This window comes from Pseudomonas sp. G1002, assembly GCF_013385455.1.
Lineage (GTDB): Bacteria > Pseudomonadota > Gammaproteobacteria > Pseudomonadales > Pseudomonadaceae > Aquipseudomonas.
On sequence record NZ_JACAPY010000036.1, the window covers coordinates 1 to 17,913 of the forward strand.

22 protein-coding genes are annotated in these 17,913 nt (G+C 61.0%); 10 read left to right on the plus strand and 12 right to left on the minus strand.

What is annotated here, in order from left to right; translation table 11 throughout:
• Window positions 1-187: 187 nt before the first annotated feature.
• Window positions 188-943, minus strand: a complete 756-nt coding sequence (locus HX801_RS23585; protein WP_008437778.1) for a spermidine synthase — start codon at window positions 941-943, stop codon at window positions 188-190.
• Between the two features lie 118 nt (window positions 944-1,061).
• Between HX801_RS23585 and HX801_RS23590 the strand changes: the two genes are divergently transcribed.
• Window positions 1,062-2,408, plus strand: coding sequence for a class II 3-deoxy-7-phosphoheptulonate synthase (locus tag HX801_RS23590; protein WP_177022846.1), 1,347 nt, complete (start codon window positions 1,062-1,064; stop codon window positions 2,406-2,408).
• Here HX801_RS23590 and HX801_RS23595 read toward each other — a convergent pair.
• Both HX801_RS23595 and HX801_RS23600 read right to left on the minus strand, forming a co-directional pair.
• On the minus strand, window positions 2,388-3,617 hold the full coding sequence (locus HX801_RS23595; protein ID WP_177022847.1) for a winged helix-turn-helix domain-containing protein: 1,230 nt from the start codon (window positions 3,615-3,617) through the stop codon (window positions 2,388-2,390). The genes HX801_RS23590 and HX801_RS23595 overlap by 21 nt on opposite strands.
• A 45-nt stretch (window positions 3,618-3,662) precedes the next feature.
• Window positions 3,663-3,869, minus strand: a complete 207-nt coding sequence (locus HX801_RS23600; protein ID WP_003218685.1) for a DUF1127 domain-containing protein — start codon at window positions 3,867-3,869, stop codon at window positions 3,663-3,665.
• Window positions 3,870-3,939: 70 nt separating this feature from the next.
• On the opposite strand from HX801_RS23600, the gene HX801_RS23605 reads away from it, so the two are divergent.
• Window positions 3,940-4,821, plus strand: coding sequence for a LysR family transcriptional regulator (locus tag HX801_RS23605; RefSeq protein WP_023659060.1), 882 nt, complete (start codon window positions 3,940-3,942; stop codon window positions 4,819-4,821).
• On the opposite strand, the gene HX801_RS23610 is transcribed toward HX801_RS23605, so the two are convergent.
• Window positions 4,811-5,560 carry a sulfite exporter TauE/SafE family protein gene (locus HX801_RS23610; protein WP_087693650.1) on the minus strand — a complete coding sequence of 250 codons (750 nt, stop codon included), beginning with the start codon at window positions 5,558-5,560 and terminating at the stop codon, window positions 4,811-4,813. The two genes, HX801_RS23605 and HX801_RS23610, sit on opposite strands and share 11 nt — an antisense overlap.
• A 108-nt stretch (window positions 5,561-5,668) precedes the next feature.
• On the opposite strand from HX801_RS23610, the gene HX801_RS23615 reads away from it, so the two are divergent.
• The 4 genes from HX801_RS23615 (at window position 5,669) to HX801_RS23630 (ending at window position 8,864) form a co-directional block, all read left to right on the plus strand.
• Window positions 5,669-6,619, plus strand: a complete 951-nt coding sequence (locus HX801_RS23615) for a LysR family transcriptional regulator (protein ID WP_177008071.1) — start codon at window positions 5,669-5,671, stop codon at window positions 6,617-6,619.
• Window positions 6,620-6,696: 77 nt separating this feature from the next.
• Complete coding sequence (locus HX801_RS23620; RefSeq protein WP_003218693.1) at window positions 6,697-7,149, plus strand: MarR family winged helix-turn-helix transcriptional regulator; 453 nt, start codon at window positions 6,697-6,699, stop codon at window positions 7,147-7,149.
• Between the two features lie 253 nt (window positions 7,150-7,402).
• On the plus strand, window positions 7,403-7,822 hold the full coding sequence (locus HX801_RS23625; RefSeq protein ID WP_177022848.1) for an organic hydroperoxide resistance protein: 420 nt from the start codon (window positions 7,403-7,405) through the stop codon (window positions 7,820-7,822).
• A gap of 25 nt (window positions 7,823-7,847) precedes the next feature.
• Window positions 7,848-8,864: an alpha/beta hydrolase gene (locus HX801_RS23630; protein WP_177022849.1), complete on the plus strand. Its 1,017-nt coding sequence runs from the start codon at window positions 7,848-7,850 to the stop codon at window positions 8,862-8,864.
• Between the two features lie 67 nt (window positions 8,865-8,931).
• Here the strand turns inward: HX801_RS23630 and HX801_RS23635 are convergent, their stop codons facing one another.
• Both HX801_RS23635 and earP read right to left on the minus strand, forming a co-directional pair.
• A complete protein-coding gene (locus HX801_RS23635) occupies window positions 8,932-9,504 on the minus strand; it encodes an elongation factor P (protein WP_003218698.1) in 573 nt (190 codons plus the stop codon).
• 49 nt (window positions 9,505-9,553) lie between these two features.
• The gene (gene earP / locus HX801_RS23640; protein ID WP_008437768.1) at window positions 9,554-10,687 is read right to left on the minus strand and encodes an elongation factor P maturation arginine rhamnosyltransferase EarP; all 1,134 of its coding nucleotides are present in this window, start codon (window positions 10,685-10,687) and stop codon (window positions 9,554-9,556) included.
• A 131-nt stretch (window positions 10,688-10,818) separates the two neighbouring features.
• On the opposite strand from earP, the gene HX801_RS23645 reads away from it, so the two are divergent.
• A complete protein-coding gene (locus HX801_RS23645; RefSeq protein WP_003218702.1) occupies window positions 10,819-11,187 on the plus strand; it encodes a hypothetical protein in 369 nt (122 codons plus the stop codon).
• Window positions 11,188-11,202: 15 nt separating this feature from the next.
• Window positions 11,203-11,685, plus strand: a complete 483-nt coding sequence (locus HX801_RS23650; protein WP_177022850.1) for a GreA/GreB family elongation factor — start codon at window positions 11,203-11,205, stop codon at window positions 11,683-11,685.
• Between the two features lie 5 nt (window positions 11,686-11,690).
• Here the strand turns inward: HX801_RS23650 and cysB are convergent, their stop codons facing one another.
• From cysB to HX801_RS23675, 5 genes are all read right to left on the minus strand, one after another.
• Entirely contained in the window at window positions 11,691-12,665 is a 975-nt protein-coding gene (gene cysB, locus HX801_RS23655) for an HTH-type transcriptional regulator CysB (RefSeq protein ID WP_003218707.1), read from the minus strand.
• 104 nt (window positions 12,666-12,769) lie between these two features.
• Complete coding sequence (locus tag HX801_RS23660; protein ID WP_003218709.1) at window positions 12,770-13,270, minus strand: universal stress protein; 501 nt, start codon at window positions 13,268-13,270, stop codon at window positions 12,770-12,772.
• Between the two features lie 63 nt (window positions 13,271-13,333).
• Window positions 13,334-14,251: a 5'-nucleotidase gene (locus HX801_RS23665; protein ID WP_003218711.1), complete on the minus strand. Its 918-nt coding sequence runs from the start codon at window positions 14,249-14,251 to the stop codon at window positions 13,334-13,336.
• A gap of 14 nt (window positions 14,252-14,265) precedes the next feature.
• On the minus strand, window positions 14,266-15,228 hold the full coding sequence (locus HX801_RS23670) for a putative 2-dehydropantoate 2-reductase (RefSeq protein WP_003218713.1): 963 nt from the start codon (window positions 15,226-15,228) through the stop codon (window positions 14,266-14,268).
• Window positions 15,225-15,617: a hypothetical protein gene (locus HX801_RS23675; RefSeq protein ID WP_003218715.1), complete on the minus strand. Its 393-nt coding sequence runs from the start codon at window positions 15,615-15,617 to the stop codon at window positions 15,225-15,227. The genes HX801_RS23670 and HX801_RS23675 overlap by 4 nt, the downstream gene beginning before the upstream one ends.
• Between HX801_RS23675 and HX801_RS23680 the strand changes: the two genes are divergently transcribed.
• Entirely contained in the window at window positions 15,616-16,050 is a 435-nt protein-coding gene (locus HX801_RS23680; protein WP_008437761.1) for a PilZ domain-containing protein, read from the plus strand. The two genes, HX801_RS23675 and HX801_RS23680, sit on opposite strands and share 2 nt — an antisense overlap.
• 133 nt (window positions 16,051-16,183) lie before the next feature.
• A complete protein-coding gene (locus HX801_RS23685; protein ID WP_003218719.1) occupies window positions 16,184-17,260 on the plus strand; it encodes a 3-deoxy-7-phosphoheptulonate synthase in 1,077 nt (358 codons plus the stop codon).
• Window positions 17,261-17,374: 114 nt separating this feature from the next.
• On the opposite strand, the gene HX801_RS23690 is transcribed toward HX801_RS23685, so the two are convergent.
• Entirely contained in the window at window positions 17,375-17,656 is a 282-nt protein-coding gene (locus tag HX801_RS23690) for a GNAT family N-acetyltransferase (RefSeq protein WP_003189869.1), read from the minus strand.
• Window positions 17,657-17,913: the final 257 nt, after the last annotated feature.

Below are 17,913 nucleotides of genomic sequence, written 5' to 3' on the forward strand. Positions count from 1 at the left end.
GATGGCCCGTCGCGGCGGCCCGCGGAACCGGGCCGGAGTGCGGGCATGCCGAGCCTAAGCGAGGCACCGAGTGGTGGGGCAAAGACCTTTTGGTTACTTTTGGGGCGTTTGCCAAAAGTGACCCGCTGTAAGAGCGGAACCATAAGCGGCCGTTACCGCAGCAACGGATATGTACACAATCAAAACCCTACGTAGCCGGCCGAATCGCCTTGATCAGCGACTGCAACGAATACCCCAACCGCGACGCCAACCCCTCAGCCCGCGCAGACAACGCCGCCACATCAAGCACCTGATCCAGATCCGCCGGCACCAGCAAAATCACATTCCCCTCCTTCACCGGCAACTCCCAATAATGCCGGTGATACAACCCACGCAACAACGCCGCCCCCAAAGGCTTCCCATCATCCGTAGCCCACTGATTAATCACCAACCACCCCCCCGGGTTCAGCTTCTTCTGGCAATTCTCCAGAAACGTCCAGGCCAGGTGCCCAACCCCAGGGCCAACATCCGTATACAGGTCGACAAAAATCAGGTCCGCCGACTCAGCCGAAGGCAGCAATTCCAACGCATCCCCAACGCGGATATACAGCCGAGGATCATCATCCAGCCCCAAGTACTCAATGGCCAGACGCGGCACATCAGGCCGCAGTTCGATGGCTTCCACATCATCCAAAGGCAGAAACTTCAGGCAAGCCTGGGTCAACGTCCCAGCCCCCAACCCAAGAAACAACGCACTCTCCGGCTGCTCATGGCACAACGCCCCAATCAGCATCGCGCGGGTGTAGTCATACTCCAACCAGCTCGGGTCAGCAGTAAACACACAACTCTGCTCGATGGCATCGCCAAACTCGAGAAAGCGGTAATCGGCCACTTCCAGCACGCGGATCATGCCGAAGTCATCATGGACCTCGGCCAGCAGGCGCTCGACGCGCTCCTCAGACATTGCAACTCCTAACGGCGTGCCAACGGGAAAGCCGGGATTGTGGGCGAACCGGCGGCAGCAGGTCACGTACTAATTGCTGATAACATGACGGCCCGACCGCAAATCACTCGAGTTCATGATGAGCCAACCCTGGAGCCCCGATAGCTGGCGCGCCCTGCCGATCCAGCAACAACCCCAGTACCCTGACGCCGCGCATTTGTCGCAGGTCGAGCAAACCCTGGCGAGCTATCCGCCGCTGGTGTTTGCCGGTGAAGCCCGTGAGTTGCGCCGTCAGTTTGCCGAGGTGACCCAGGGTCGCGCCTTCCTGTTGCAAGGCGGCGATTGCGCCGAGAGTTTTGCCGAGTTCTCGGCGGCAAAAATCCGCGACACCTTCAAGGTGCTGCTGCAGATGGCGATTGTGATGACCTTCGCTGCCGGCTGCCCGGTGGTCAAGGTCGGGCGTATGGCGGGCCAGTTCGCCAAGCCGCGCTCTTCCAACGATGAAACCATCGACGGCATCACCCTGCCCGCCTACCGCGGCGATATCGTCAACGGTATCGGCTTCGACGAAAAAAGCCGCGTGCCCGATCCGGACCGCCTGCTGCAGTCCTACCATCAGTCCACCGCCACCCTGAACCTGCTGCGGGCGTTTGCCCAGGGCGGTTTTGCCGACCTGCACCAGGTGCACAAGTGGAACCTGGACTTCATCGCCAACTCCGCCCTGGCCGAGAAGTACAGCCAACTGGCCGACCGCATCGACGAAACCCTGGCCTTCATGCGTGCCTGTGGCATGGACAGCTCGCCGCAACTGCGCGAGACCAGTTTCTTCACCGCCCACGAAGCGCTGCTGCTCAACTACGAACAAGCCTTCGTGCGCCGCGACAGCCTGACCAACGACTATTACGACTGCTCGGCACACATGCTCTGGATCGGTGATCGCACCCGGCAACTGGATGGTGCCCACGTCGAATTCCTGCGCGGGGTGAACAACCCGATCGGGGTCAAGGTCGGCCCGAGCATGAACCCTGACGACCTGATCCGCCTGATCGACATCCTCAACCCGGACAACGACCCGGGCCGCCTGAACCTGATTGCGCGCATGGGTGCCAACAAGGTCGGCGACCATCTGCCGAACCTGATCCGCGCGGTACAGCGCGAGGGCAAACAGGTGCTGTGGAGTTCCGACCCGATGCACGGCAACACCATCAAGGCCAGCAGCGGCTACAAGACCCGGGACTTCGCGCAGATTCTCAGTGAGGTGAAGGAGTTCTTCCAGGTGCATGAAGCCGAAGGCACTTACGCCGGCGGGATTCATATCGAGATGACCGGGCAGAACGTCACCGAGTGCATCGGTGGCGCACGGCCGATTACCGAAGACGGGTTGTCGGACCGCTACCACACCCACTGCGACCCACGGATGAATGCCGATCAGTCGCTGGAATTGGCATTCCTGATCGCCGAGACGCTAAAACAGGTCAAGCGTTAAAAGCTCTACCCGCAACCGTGCCGCACTGGCCCGCTGGCAATTGAGCTGTATCTGCTCAAGCCCGAGCCAGTCGGCCATCTGCCGCAGATTCAGGGCCAGCGCGCGCATGCCCTCCTCGTCCAGCCCCGGCTCTTCCTCGTGAACGGCATGCACCGCCAGGCGTCCGGCCGCCCGCTCCGCTCGCAGATCCACGCGCGCGGCAATCCGCTCGTTGTGCAGGAACGGCAGCACGTAGTAGCCATATACCCGCTTGTCCTGGGGCGTGTAGATCTCCAGCCGATAGCGGAAATCGAACAACCGCTCGGTACGGCTGCGCTCCCAGATCAGCGAATCAAAAGGCGATAACAGTGCGCTGGCAGGCACCTTGCGCGGGACTTTTGGCTCGGGCAGGCAATAAGCCGGCTGTTTCCAGCCCTGGACCTCGCAGGTGATCAATTGCCCATCCTCGACCAGCTCCGCCAGGCGCCCACGGCTGTCGGCCGGGTCCAGACGGAAGTAGTCGCGCAGGTCTTTTTCAGTGCCCACCCCCAGCGCCGTGGCGCTGTGCAGCAGCAAACCGCGTTGCGCCTCAGCCTCGTCCAAGGGGGGTTGCTGGAGAATGTCGGCCGGGATCACACGCTCCGGCAGGTCATACAAACGCTCAAACCCCCGCCTCCCGGCGACGGTCACCTGGCCGGCGGCGAACAACCATTCCAGCGCATGCTTTTCATCGCTCCAGTCCCACCACGGGCCGGCGCGCTCCTCGCGGGTCGACAAACTGCCCGCACCCAGGGCGCCTTGTTGTTCGACGATGCCCAGCACCCGGGCGATGGTGGCCTGCTGCTCGCGACCAAAACGCGCCATTTGCTGATAGATCCCCTGCCCCCGGGCCGCCCGTTCCATGCGCCAGCCCATCAATGGGTACAGCGCCATTGGCAACAACGACGCCTCATGGCCCCAATATTCGAACAGCGAGCGGCGCCGCCCCGAACTCCAGGCGGCTTGTTCTAGAATCAACGGAGAGTAATGCCCCAGACGGGAAAACAGCGGCAGGTAGTGCGAACGCACCACCGCATTTACCGAATCAATCTGCAACACGCCCAAACGCTCAACCAGGCGATTGACCTGCGCCGCCTTGATCAACGCCGGCGGCTGGCGCCCGGAAAAACCCTGGGCGGCCAGCGCCAGGCGTCGCGCCTGCTTGAGGGAAAAGGACAGTTCTGCGGGCATGGGCATCTCCTTGTGTGCTCGCGAACCACCCTACTGGATCCCGAGTCATTTTCGCAGCGGGTCTTCCCAAAAATGCCGGCGGCTTTCCTGCTCGACATCGCCACGGTTGAGCCCGATGTCCTTGAGCGCCTCATCGCTCATGCTCATCAACAGCTGACGCTCACGGTGCACGGCCATCCACCGGGAACCCAGTTGAAGCAGCCCGGAAAACGGCCGCTTCGCCATCAGTACAAAGCCTCTTTGACCTTTCATCATCTCGCCCTCCAGTGGGGATGACTGAAGTCTGTGCCTGGCGCTATGATCAATCCAACGAATGTTTCTTATGCAATACATCTCGGAGATTGATCAATTGTCCAGCTACCCGAGTATCGACACCGAGGTGCTGCGCACCTTCGTCGCCATCGCTGATCAAGGGGGCTTTACCCGCGCCGGCGAGCAGGTCAACCGCACCCAGTCGGCGGTGAGCATGCAGATGAAACGCCTGGAAGAAGATGTGTTGCAGCGCAAGTTGTTCGAGCGCGATGGTCGCCAGGTGCGGCTGACTCCGGAAGGCCAGGTGCTATTGGGCTATGCCCGCAGGATCCTGAAGCTGCACAGCGAGGTGTTCAACACCCTGCGCGAGCCGCACATGGTCGGGTTGGTGCGCATCGGCACCCCGGACGATTACGTGATGCGCTACTTGCCGGGGATTCTCAAGCGCTTCTCCAAGGCTTACCCGCTGATCCAGATTGAAATGCACTGTGAGTCGTCGCCGGTGCTGATGCAGCGCCGGGACCTCGACCTGACCGTTATCAGCCGCGAACCGGGAAATGAAATCGGCGAACTGCTGCGCCATGAACGCATGGTGTGGGTGGCGGCGCCCTGCTTCTGCATGGATGAGCACAGCGCCCTGCCCCTGGCCATTTCTGGCCTCGACAGTTTTTGCACGCAGTGGGCACGCGCCGCGCTGGACGCCCAGGGGCAGGAGTACCGACTGGCGTATCACAGCTCCAACGGGGCCGCGATCCTCGCAGTGGTGGGTGCCGGCCTGGCCGTCACGATCAATATGGAAAGCCTGGTGACCGAAGACCTGCGCATATTGGGCACAGCGGACGGTTTTCCGCCGCTGCCGTCGGTCAACCTGCGGCTGTTGCGCAACCCGCGCACCACCTCGCCGATTACCGAATGCCTCGCCGAATACATCCTCGAAGGCTTCAAACTTTAAACGTCAGCATCACCGCACACACCGCCAGGAACCCGCAGAACAGCCCGCGTAACATGCGCTCAGGCATGGCGTGGGCGACTTTCACGCCCCAACTGATACTGAGCAAACCGCCGACGGCCAAAGGCACGCCGATCAGCCAGTCCACTTCGTGGTGCCAGGCGTAGGTCACCAGGGTCACGCTGGTGCTCGGCAGCGCCAGGGCCAGCGACAGCCCTTGGGCCACCACCTGGCTGGTGCCGAAGATGCTGGTCAGCACCGGCGTGGCAACCACTGCACCGCCCACCCCGAACAAGCCACCCATGGAGCCCGACGCCGCGCCCAACACCCCAAGCCACGGCCAGGAATAACGCATCTGCGCTGACGGCGGTGCATTGTGGGTAAACATTCGCAGCAGGTTGTAGGACGCCAATACCAGCAGAAACGCGATAAAACCCACCCGCATCACGTCAGCATCGATCCCCACCGCCCAGATCGAGCCCAGCCAGGCGAAGGAAAAACCCATCACGCCCAACGGCAGTGCATGACGCAATTCAATCCGGTTGCGCTGGTGATAACGCCATAACGCCAGCATCACATTCGGCACCACCATCACCAGGGCCGTGCCTTGGGCGATCTGCTGGTCGAGGCCGAAAAATACCCCCAGCACGGGAATGGCAATCAGCCCGCCGCCGATGCCGAACAAGCCACCGACCGTGCCCAACGCTACGCCCAGCATTAAATACAACGCTAAATCTGCCACCCGCTCGCTCCTGCTGTTCCCAGGCTTTGCATGCTACGCAGTCCGCTCTGGTGCGGAAACGCACAGCAACGCACAATGGCTGTGCCAATCTCGCACAAGCAGACGCTGATGAACCCCAATACATTGACCGATCAACTGAGCCTGTTTCTCGACGTACTGGAAGCCGGCAGCTTTTCCGCAGCCGCGCGCCGTCACCCGCTCACGCCCTCGGCCGTGGCGCGGCGCATCGACAGCCTGGAAAGCTCGGTGGGTAGCCGGCTGTTTCAACGCAGTACCCATGCGGTGGTGCCGACGCCCGCCGGCCTGGCGTTTGCCGAGCGCGCCCGGCGGATTGTCAGCGAGCTGCAACTGGCGCGGGCCGAAGCGGTGTCGCTGAGTCATGCGCCTGAAGGGTTGATCCGCGTGGACGCACCGGCGGCTTTCGGCAGGCGGCATTTGGCGCCTGCCATCGCTGACTTTCTCAATGTCTATCCGGGACTGGACGTGCACCTGCACTTGATCGACAGCTTTGTCGACATGCAGGGCGAGCATTTGGGCAAGGTCGACCTGGTGCTGCGGGCCGGGCATATCGTCGACACCCGGCTGATTGCCACGCCACTGGCCAGCATCGTGCGTATCGCTTGCGCAAGCCCGGCCTACCTGAAAAACCGTGGCACGCCGACCCATCCCAGCCAGTTAAGCGAGCATGACGGCCTGGACTGGGAAGGCCTGGCACCGATGTTCGCCTGGCGTTTTGAGCTCGATGGGCGCAAATCCACCTACCGCCCGCAGCGCATTCGCATGAGCGCCAATAACGCCGAAGCCCTGCTTTCAGGCGCGCTGGCCGGGCTGGGTGTTGCGCATCTGCCCACCTGGCTCGCCAGTGAATACCTGGTGCGCGGTGAACTGGTCCCGCTGTTCTGCGAGAACGGCCTGCCGACGCCTGAAACCGCAGGCATCTATGCGCTACGCCTGGAGCAACACGCCAACGCCCGCAGCCGCTTGTTGCTGGAATACCTCAAGGCGCGCTTCAGCCCTGTGCCGCCCTGGGACCTGGCACTGCAAAGCGGCCTGGGTTGACCGGCCGGACAGAATTGTCTGGCGCGTTAAAGATTTGCCCGCTAGATTCGAAACCAGACACGTTTTAAGGCACTGCCATGACCAAGCCCCTCGATACCTGCGAATCCTTGCTGCTCGACAACCAACTGTGTTTTGCCCTGCATTCCACCTCGTTGTTGATGACCAAGGTCTACAAACCCCTGCTGCAAGCCCTCGGCCTGACCTATCCGCAGTACCTGGCCATGATGGTGCTCTGGGAAGAGGATGGCTTGACCGTAGGCGAAATCAGCAATCGCCTGCTGACGGATCCCGGCTCCCTGACGCCACTGCTCAAGCGCCTGGAAGCCGAAGGCCTGCTCAGCCGCACCCGCAGCCGCGAAGACGAGCGCGTGGTGGTGGTTGAATTGACCGAGGCCGGGCGCGCCCTGCGGGACAAAGCCATGGATATTCCACAGTGCATCCTGGGCGCCAGCGGGCTGGACATCGAGCAGTTGCGCAAGCTGCAGGGCGATTTACTGGCACTGCGAAAAAACCTGCAAGTCTCCCTCTAAAGGCACCACGCATCAAAAAATGTGGGAGCGGGCTTGCTCGCGAATGCGGTGGATCAGTCAATGCATCTAGTGACTGTCACACCGCATTCGCGAGCAAGCCCGCTCCCACATTTGTTTGTGCAATGCCTGGCTATCAAAGCACGCAAAATATTTTCCAAATATATCTTGCGCACTAACTATTAGCGCGATACATTCACGTCGCCACTTACTTAGCGCGCAAACATTTAGCGCAGATACTGACGAGGAAATCACCATGCAAGCTCTCTACACCGCAGTAGCCACCGCCACCGGCGGCCGTGATGGTCGTGCTGTTTCCAGCGACAACATCCTCGATGTAAAACTCTCCACGCCAAAAGAACTGGGCGGCGCGGGTGGCCAGGCCACCAACCCGGAACAACTGTTCGCCGCCGGTTACTCCGCCTGCTTCATCGGCGCCCTGAAATTCGTCGCCAGCCAGACCAAACGCAAAATCCCGGATGACGCTTCGATCACTGCCCACGTCGGCATCGGTCAAATCCCCGGCGGTTTCGGCCTGGACATCGACCTGCACGTCAGCTTGCCCGGCCTGACCCAGGACGACGCGCAAAGTCTGGTCGACGCTGCGCACCAGGTCTGCCCTTACTCCAACGCCACCCGTGGCAACGTCGATGTACGCCTGCACGTAACCGTCTGACCCACGCGGTTTTTTGGAGAAGAACATGAACACATTTGGCAAAGTACTCACCGGCACCCTGCTCGCCTTCTCGATCACCAATGCCTTTGCGGCCAGCGGTGACGTGGAACACAACACCCAGGCGTTTCTCGATGTACTGAACGCCGGCACCGGCAAACCGATGGAGCAACTGACGCCCAGGGAAGCCCGTGCGGTGCTGACAGGTGCACAGTCAGGCGTGAAACTGACGCTGCCCAAGGCCGACGTGAGCCAGAAGACCATTCAGGTCGATGGCCAGCCGCTGAGCCTGACCATCGTGCGTCCGGCCGGGGTCAAGGGCACATTGCCGGTGTTCATGTTCTTCCACGGCGGTGGCTGGGTACTCGGGGATTTCCCGACCCACGAGCGTCTGGTACGTGACCTGGTGGTGGGGTCGGGAGCGGCGGCGGTGTTCGTCAACTACACGCCATCACCTGAAGCGCACTACCCGGTGGCGATCAACCAGGCGTACGGGGCAACCAAGTGGGTGGCCGAACACGGCAGCGAGATCAACGTTGATGGCAAACGCCTGGCCGTCGCCGGCAACAGCGTCGGCGGCAACATGGCAGCGGTGGTCAGCCTGATGGCCAAGGACAAGGGCACTCCGTCAATCAAGTTCCAACTGCTGTTATGGCCGGTGACCGACGCCAACTTCGACACCGGGTCCTACAACCAGTTTGCCGAAGGCCACTTCCTGACCCGCAACATGATGAAGTGGTTCTGGGACAACTACACCACCGACACCAACCAGCGCGCCGAGATCTATGCGTCGCCCCTGCGGGCAAGTACCGCGCAGCTCAAGGGTTTGCCACCTGCGTTGATTCAGACCGCAGGCTCGGACGTGCTGCGTGACGAAGGCGAAGCCTATGCCCGCAAGCTGGATGAAGCCGGTGTACCGGTGACCGCCGTACGCTACAACGGCATGATCCATGACTACGGTTTGCTGAATGTCGTCAGCCAGGTACCGGAGGTTCGTTCGGCGCTGCTGCAGGCGTCCGAGGAGCTGAAGCAACACCTGAAGTAAAAACCGGCACCCACAAAAAAGCCCGACGCATGGTCGGGCTTTTTTTATCGTACCGGTGGCGCAAGAATTACTTCTTGGCGCGACCTTTGTACGAACCACCTTCACGGGTGTCGATCTCGATCAGGTCGTCGATTTCGATGAAATCGGCTACTTGCAGTTCGGTACCGTTAGCCAGCTTGGCAGGCTTCATCACCTTGCCCGAAGTGTCGCCGCGAGCGGAACCTTCGGTGTAGGCAACCTTACGCACGATAGTGGTCGGCAGCTCTACGGAAACCAGACGGTCTTCGAAGAAGATAGCTTCGCAGACGTCTTCCATGCCTTCTTCCACGAACGGCAGAACGGCTTCGATGTCTTCAGCGTTCAGCTCGTACATGGTGTAGTCGGTGGTGTCCATGAACGTGTAGGTGTCGCCGCTGATGAAGGACAGGGTCGCTTCTTTGCGGTCGAGGATCACGTCGTCCAGTTTGTCATCGGCGCTGTAGACGATCTCGGTCTTGTAACCGGTCAGCAGGTTCTTCAGCTTGGTCTTCATGATTGCGCTGTTACGACCAGACTTGGTGAACTCAGCTTTCTGAACCAGCCAAGGGTCGTTTTCGAGACGGATCACTGTACCGGGTTTCAGTTCTTTACCAGTTTTCATTGCGAATATCCGAAATTTGGATGGGATTTACAAAAATCAAGGTCGCGTATCATATCCAATTTACATAAAACTGTACCAGCGCCGTCGCAAGATCGGTCCGCGAGGCTTGTTCCAGAGCCCATTTCTCGGCGTTCGCGGTCACTTCCGGCCAGTGTTCCAGCAGCATTTTCCAGCAAAGTGCCATATCGCCATCAGCGTTCCAGGCCTGCCAAAGGCCGACCAACGCGACTTTCGCAGCCGGAGACAGACCTTCGGTATACAACTCAAGGAACGCATCGAGCTTGTCCAGGTGAATGTCTTCGTCCTGGCGATAGATATGCCACAACAGTGGCCGCCCGGCCCATTGCGCCCGCACGAACGAGTCTTCGCCGCGCACGGCGTTGAAGTCGCAGCACCACAACAGCCGGTCGTATTGCTCCTGGCGCACAAACGGCAGCACTTGCACGGTCAACCCGTCGCGCCGGTGCACATCACCTACTTCCAATGACTCGACCCCCAGCCAGCCCTGCACATCTCCGAGGATCCGCCCTTCCGGCACCAGCAGATGAGTGGCGCGCCCATCGGCCGCCAGCACGTCGAGCCAACTGGCCAGCCCGGCGTTTTCATAGGCGAACAACGACATCATCCGCGCACCGTCCACCGGGAAAACCCCAAGCGCCTGCAGAAACTGCTGCCGGGCGGCGGCGTCTTGCTGGAAGGCATCGCGCTGTTCCAGCAGCCCCGCCTCACGCAATAAGCCGCCGGTGCCGGGACGGAATCCGGGAAAGAAGAAGTACTTTTGCACGCCCTTGAATTTCACCGAGGGCAAACCGTGGCAGCCGACCACCCAGTCTTCGGCGCTCAGGTAATCCAGGTTCATCCACAGCGGCGTGCGGTCGCGTGCGGCCATCGCCTCCATGTAGTCAGGCGGCAATTGACAGGCGAACGCAGCGATCACCACGTCTGCCGCGTCGGTCGCCGGCCAGTCGGAGGGCCAGTAGCGCACGTCGACGCCCTCTTGCCATTGCTGGTGCACCTGCACATCAATCTCGGGGCACATGCGTTCGAACGCCCGCAGGTCATCGACCCACAAGCGCACCGCACACCCTTGTTCCGCCACCAATTGCCGGGCCAGGCGCCAGGTCACGCCGATGTCGCCGTAGTTATCGACGACGCTGCAAAAAATATCCCAGCGGGCTTTCATTCCGGGCTCCAACGCTCAAAGGCTCGATTGTCCGTATAAATGCCTCGATACAGAAGGGTTGATCGCGATTATTCTGCGCGCGGCTGTGGGACAATCGGCGCCATGCCGCACGTGCCTGCCAGGAGGCCACCATGTCTGATCGTTCGTTCTCGCTGTTCAAACTCAGTATCGCCGTGGCCTTCGGCCTGTGGCTGGGGTTTATCGCCATTGTGCTGAGCGTTTGGCTGGCTTCCCGCTACCTGCCCGAGCAAACCGTGGCGCCGGTGGCCCGAGTGGTGCAGCAACTGGGCAAGCCAGAGGTGGTTGCACCGGAGCCGCCGAACCGGATGTTCGAGCAGTACCAGGAGAACCTGCGCAAGCAGGAGCAACAGCAAACCCTGGACCAGGCCCGCAACAACCCGCGTAACCTGTCCAACCCCAAATGCCAGTTCTGGCTGCAACAGGACCAGAACGCCCCCAACGACAAGAGCCGGGCCAACGTCCTGCAATTTTGCGATTGATCACGAAAGCCGCCCATGAATAAACACGCCGTTCACCAGTTGGTTTTGGACAAACTCGCGGTCGATCTCGATATCGCCCAGCGCGCCGCGCAAACCGCGTACGAAACCGCGACCCACGAAGAAAACATCGCCGAGAACAAGTACGACACCCTGGGCCTGGAGGCTTCTTACCTGGCAGCCGGCCAGGCCCGACGCGTCGAGGAGATCCGGCAGGCGCTGACGCTCTGCCAGAACATGCGGCTGCGGGCCTACGATGACCAGCGCGGCATCGAAGTGGGCGCATTACTGGGGTTGGCAGATGAAAACGATCGCCAGCAGTGGCTATTCCTGGCGCCGGACGGCGCAGGCTTGAAGGTCGATGTGGTGGGGCAACCGGTGACCGTCATCACCCCACGCTCGCCCCTGGGCAAAAGCCTGTTGGGCAAGTTCGAAGGGGATGAGGTGGAGATTCTGGTGGGGGGCGCTCGGCAACAGTTTGCTGTTACCGAGGTGAAGTAAGCCGATCAGTGAACCGGTAGTTCAACGCCGTCGAACAGCTCTTCCAGTTCCTGCTTGTTGTGGCACTGGATGGCCTTGGCCATCACTTCGCGCGTCAGGTGCGGCGCGAACTTTTCGATGAAGTCGCACATGAAACCACGCAGGAAGGTGCCACGACGGAAACCGATCTTGGTCACGCTGGACTCGAACAGCTCGCTGGCATCGAGCACCACCAGGTCGTTGTCGAGCTTGGTGTCGACCGCCATCTTGGCGACGATACCGACACCCAGGCCTAGGCGCACATAAGTCTTGATGACGTCGGCGTCAGCCGCGGTGAACACCACTTTCGGCGTCAGGCCACGATGGCTGAAGGCTTCGTCGAGTTTCGAACGGCCGGTGAAACCGAACACGTAAGTCACGATCGGGTATTCAGCCAGGGCTTCCAGGGTCAGCTTCGGCAGCTTGGCCAATGGGTGGCCTTGTGGGACCACGACGCAACGGTTCCAGCGGTAGCACGGCATCATCACCAGGTCGCCGAACAATTCCAGCGCTTCGGTGGCAATCGCGAAATCGACGGTGCCGTCGGCGGCCATCTCGGCGATCTGCATCGGCGAGCCCTGGTGCATGTGCAAGGCCACGTCCGGGTACTGCTTGATAAAGCTGCTGATCACCGGCGGCAGCGCATAACGCGCCTGGGTGTGGGTGGTGGCGATCGACAGGGTGCCCTTTTTCTCGTTGGAGAATTCCTGGGCGATCTGCTTGATGCTTTCGACCTTGCGCAGGATCTCGCCGGCGGTGGTGATGATGCGCTCACCGGCCGGGGTGACACGGGTCAGGTGCTTGCCGCTGCGTGCGAACACTTCAACGCCCAACTCATCTTCGAGCAGGCGGATCTGCTTGCTGATACCGGGTTGCGAGGTGTAAAGGCTTTGAGCAGTAGCGGAAACGTTGAGGTCGTGGTGCGCCACTTCCCAGATGTAGCGCAGTTGTTGAAGCTTCATATGTGTCCCTCAAAGCGGATAGACGCCACGGGTATCAGCGACGGTATATAACTATATTAAAGGTTAGACGGATAAATCTAGAACTTTTTATCGTTTTCTACCAATCACACGTCGTCACTGCGTCGACGCTGCAACAGCGGCACCAGGTACACCGGCACCTGGGACAGCTGCAGCACCCGTGCGGCGGTTCTCCCCAGAGGTGTTGCCACCCCGACCGCCTGGCTGTGACTACCTACGATCAACAAATCCACAGAGAGTTTCTGCGACTGGTCGAGAATCACTTCACAAGGATCACCCTGGATCACCCGCACCGAACGGATCAACTTGAGGTCCTGCTCCCCGTCCCCCAGCTCCTCGCGAAAACTGTCGAGCACCCGTTGTTCGATGGTCGCCATCACCGTCGTCAGGCCCTGGCTTTGCCATTCACTCAAGGCCTTCTCATCAAGGTAGCTCTGCAACACCGATTCGGCGAACAGCCCGATGGGCTCGACCACGTGAATCACATACAGATCAGCCTTGAACGTTCGCGCCAGCGCCAGGGCATGTTGCATCACATAGGGGGCATACAGACCGAGGTCAGTGGCGTACAGCATCGAACGAATCATAGAACCTCCTGGGCAGCCAGGATGGCGGGGATTGATTCAGCTTAGCAGCGCCTTTGGCAGTGCTCAGCCCTCGGTCTGAATTTTCAACTCGTTACTGATGCCATGGGGTACGTGGCCGGTGGCCACGAACTCCCGGGCCTTCTCGCAATGCCCTTCCTGGTCATCGAAAAACACATCGGCGGCGAAGGCTTCGAGGAACGCCGACTTCTCCAGGCCACCAAGAAACAGCGACTCGTCGAGACGGATATCCCACTCGCGCAGCGTGCGAATCACCCGCTCGTGGGAAGGCGCCGAACGGGCGGTCACCAGCGCAGTGCGGATGGGGCAGGACTCGTCGGGGAACTCGCGCTGCAACAGGTTGAGTGCCGCCAGGAAGCCCTTGAATGGGCCGCCGCGCAACGGCTCGCGGGCGGATTCGCGCTCGCTGGCCTGGAAGGCTTCAAGGCCGCCCGACTGATAAACGCGCTCGGACTCGTCGGAAAACAGCACCGCGTCGCCATCGAAGGCGATCCGCAATTCGGCACTGGAGGCCCGACCTGCGCCGCCCGACAGAATCGTCGCTGCGGCAAACCCGGCATCCAGGGCGCTGCGCACATCCTCGGCATGGGTGGACAGAAACAGGTGGCAGCCAAACGCCGCCAGATAAGGATAAGGGCTGCGCCCGCCGACAAACGCCGCGCGGGAGATGTCGAGCCCGTAATGCTGGATCGAATTGAATACACGCAAGCCGGTGTCGGCACTGTTGCGCGACACCAGCACCACCTCGACCCGGGCGCGGCCGAGGCTGGCGTTGAGGCTCAGGAGTTTCTTCACCAGCGGGAAGGCGTCACCGGGCTCGAGGGTTTCTTCCTCGTGGTCGATCTGGTACTTGCGGTACGCCTCGACGCCTTGGGCCAGGTAGACCTTGTGGCTCTCGCTCAGGTCGAACAGCGCTCGCGAGGAAATCGCCAGCACCAGTTTGTCGCCCAATCCCTTCGCCATGGTGTTCCCCCCAATCAGCGGTTATGCCGATCCATAAAACTCAAGGCCTGATACAGCGCCTGCATGCGTGGCAATTCACAACCCGCCGCGTTGGCCGCGGCCAAGGGGCGCGCGTAGATCGCCGCCAGTTCCAGCGGGCGCTTGTGCACGTAATCGTGATACATGCTGGGCAAGTAGTCATCCATGCTCTCGGTCATGGTGAACATCTGCCCGGCGTAACTGGCGGGAATCTCATGCCCGCAGGCGTGGGCGCCCTGCACCACTTCGGCCATCAGCGCCTGGATCAGTTCGCGGCTGGACTCATCCGCCATCATCGCCGTGGTGCCCGTGCCGAACACTACCGAGAGGCCGTTGTAAGGCACGTTCCACACCAGTTTATGCCAGCGCGCCTGGTGCACATTGGCCATGGCCTGGGAATCGATACCGGCCTGGTGAAACAGCGCGGCGCCTTCTTCGACGATGGCTTGCCGACCGCTGTCATCGTTGGCCGCGGGGCCACTGTGGTAACCCAGGTTGACCCGGCCCAGCGCCTGATGCTCGACGATCCCGGGACCGGAACGGTGCACGCCGATGTAGCACAAGCCACCCAGCAGGTGCAGCGACGGCGGCAGGTGTTCACGCAGGCTGTCCTCTACGTCGAGGCCATTTTGCAACAGGATTATCCTGGCGTCCGGGGCGGCAACTTGAGCGATGGTCGGGGCCAGTTCGACATTCCCGGTCGATTTGGTGCCCACCAGCAGCCAGTCGCACGGCGGCATGTCGGCGGCGCGGGCATAAGCCTGTACCGGGTGAAGGTGCACGGTTCCGTGGATCGTGCTGTTGAGTTGCAGGCCGCGCTCGCTGACCGCCGCGTACTCGCTGCGCAGCAGGAAATGCACATCGAAGCCGGCGCGCGCGAGCATCACACCGTAGTAGCCACCAATGGCCCCGGTGCCGATGATCCCGATCCGTGGCGACTGTTTTGTTACTTCGGTCATGGCAACTCCTCTGGTATTCGTTTGAGCGCCTGCTGCACACCTTGAGTCAGGTCGCTGGCGGTCAGACGCGTCAGTGACGCTAATATTCCATGGAATTTCCCGTCACACACCACAAACAACGCCGGCAGGTGAAAGATCTCGTAGCGCTCCACTGCCCCGCCATTGTGACCCGCATCCACCCAGCACACCCGGTCCACCGGCAAGTCCCAACCCGGCAGTTGCTGGTGCAGGAAGCGGCAACGCGAGCAGCCGTCACCGGTAAACACCACCAGGGACGTGCCGGGAAGCCCCAGTAATTGCTGGTCGATATCCAGGTCGGTAAGTTGCAGTTCTTTCACTATACTGCTGCCACCGCCGTCAACTGGACGGTGCTCGGAGTCCGTGTGCATGGGTCGTTTCTTTCCTCACCCTGATGATGTCGCTGTCGAAATAACCCAACGCCCCATTTCCGGCATTTCCCGCCAACGGCTGCACACTATCGGCCTGGGCGGCGTCGCATGCAATTGCCCGCGCGCCTGGCGCCAGGGCGCGGCCATCGAGTTGCACATCCCCTCACTGGGCCAGACGGCCCGCTATCCGGGCTATGTGGCATGGTGCCGCAAGGCCGAAAACGGCTACCGCGTCGACATTGCCTTTACCGATGAGCAGGCCTTGTTCGGTGCGCGAATGGGTGAGCAAGTGTGCCAGATCGAACGGTACTGCCGCCTCCACGAAGGCGCCGAGCCCACACTCGGGCAGAGCGAAGCGCTGGCCCGGGAATGGGTCACGCGCCATGCCGGCGAGTTCTCCCATGAGGCTTTTGTGCTGCCAGCGCTGGATTAAAGCGGACGTTGCCCATTGTCTCGCAGCCTTGTAACGCGCTAAGGTTCCGCTCCCCGCTGCACTTAAATCATGCTGTGCTCCGCCGCACGGGGATCGCTGGCGGCCGGCACCCGTGACCCTGACGAGTAACACGATGGCTGATTTACCGATCAACGACCTTAACGTCGAATCCAACGAGACCCTGATCACGCCCGATCAGCTCAAGCGCGAAATCCCCCTGAGCGACGCTGCCCTGCAGACCGTCACCAAGGGCCGCGAAGTCATCCGTGAGATTCTCGACGGCACCGACCACCGCCTGTTCGTGGTCATCGGGCCGTGCTCGATCCATGACCTCAAGGCTGCCCACGAATACGCCGAGCGCCTGAAGGTGCTGGCGGCGGAAGTGTCCGACACCTTGTACCTGGTGATGCGTGTCTATTTCGAGAAGCCGCGTACCACCGTCGGCTGGAAAGGCTTGATCAACGACCCGTACCTGGACGACTCGTTCAAGATCCAGGATGGCCTGCACATCGGTCGTCAATTGCTGCTGGACCTTGCGGAAATGGGCCTGCCGACGGCAACCGAAGCCCTGGACCCGATTTCCCCGCAGTACCTGCAAGACCTGATCAGCTGGTCGGCAATTGGTGCACGCACCACCGAATCCCAGACTCACCGCGAAATGGCTTCCGGCCTGTCCTCGGCCGTGGGTTTCAAGAACGGTACCGATGGCGGCCTGACCGTGGCGATCAACGCCCTGCAGTCGGTCTCCAGCCCGCACCGTTTCCTGGGTATCAACCAGGAAGGTGGCGTGTCCATCGTCACCACCAAGGGCAACGCCTACGGTCACGTGGTACTGCGTGGCGGCAATGGCAAGCCCAACTATGATTCGGTCAGCGTGGCCTTGTGCGAACAGGCGCTGAACAAGGCGAAGATCAAGCCGAACATCATGGTCGATTGCAGCCACGCCAACTCCAACAAGGACCCGGCCCTGCAACCGCTGGTGATGGAGAACGTGGCCAACCAGATTCTGGAAGGCAACCAGTCGATCATCGGCCTGATGGTCGAAAGCCACCTGAACTGGGGCTGCCAGGCGATTCCAAAGGACCTGGCCGACCTGCAATACGGCGTGTCGATCACCGATGCGTGCATCGACTGGTCTGCCACCGAGACCACCTTGCGCAGCATGCACGCCAAGCTCAAGGACGTGTTGCCCAAGCGCCAGCGCGGCTGAGCACAGACTGCGGACACAAAAACGCCGGGCTAAACCCGGCGTTTTTTTTGATCGTTCCCCCGCCCTGCGTGGGAATGCATCCTGGGATGCTCTGCGTACCGCCCTACTCAATGCTCAAAGCTTCGCGGCATGGCGCTGGTGGCGCTCCATGTAGCGCTCAACGTAGGAGCAGGACGGGATCACCGTATAACCTGCCTCTTCGGCGAACTTCAACGCTTCCTCGGTCAGCGCGGCAGCAATGCCACGGCCGCGCAATGCGTTGGGCACGAAGGTGCGATAGATATCCAGGGTCTGCTTCCCGAGATCCATATAGGTCAGATAGGCACGATGACCGTCCACATTGGTCTCGAACTGATGACCAGCCTGGTCATGGTGGATGGACAACGCCTCGCTCATCACTACTCCTCGCGGGTCTTGGTTTCTGACCCCTACCTTACCGATGTTTTTCCGGCGAAGGAACATCTACGCCACCCGGTGCCGGTTTCGACAACGAGAAAAGCGGCCAGTGCCTTGCACTAGCGCTCACAACCAGCACAGGGAAATAGTAGGCGCCAATCGCACAATTGCTCAAGACGCGCTCGTCTTCCGTTGCGCTGGCGGACATAGAAAGGGCCAATCGAGATTCCTTACGTCGATGGCCTGAACATTGCCGG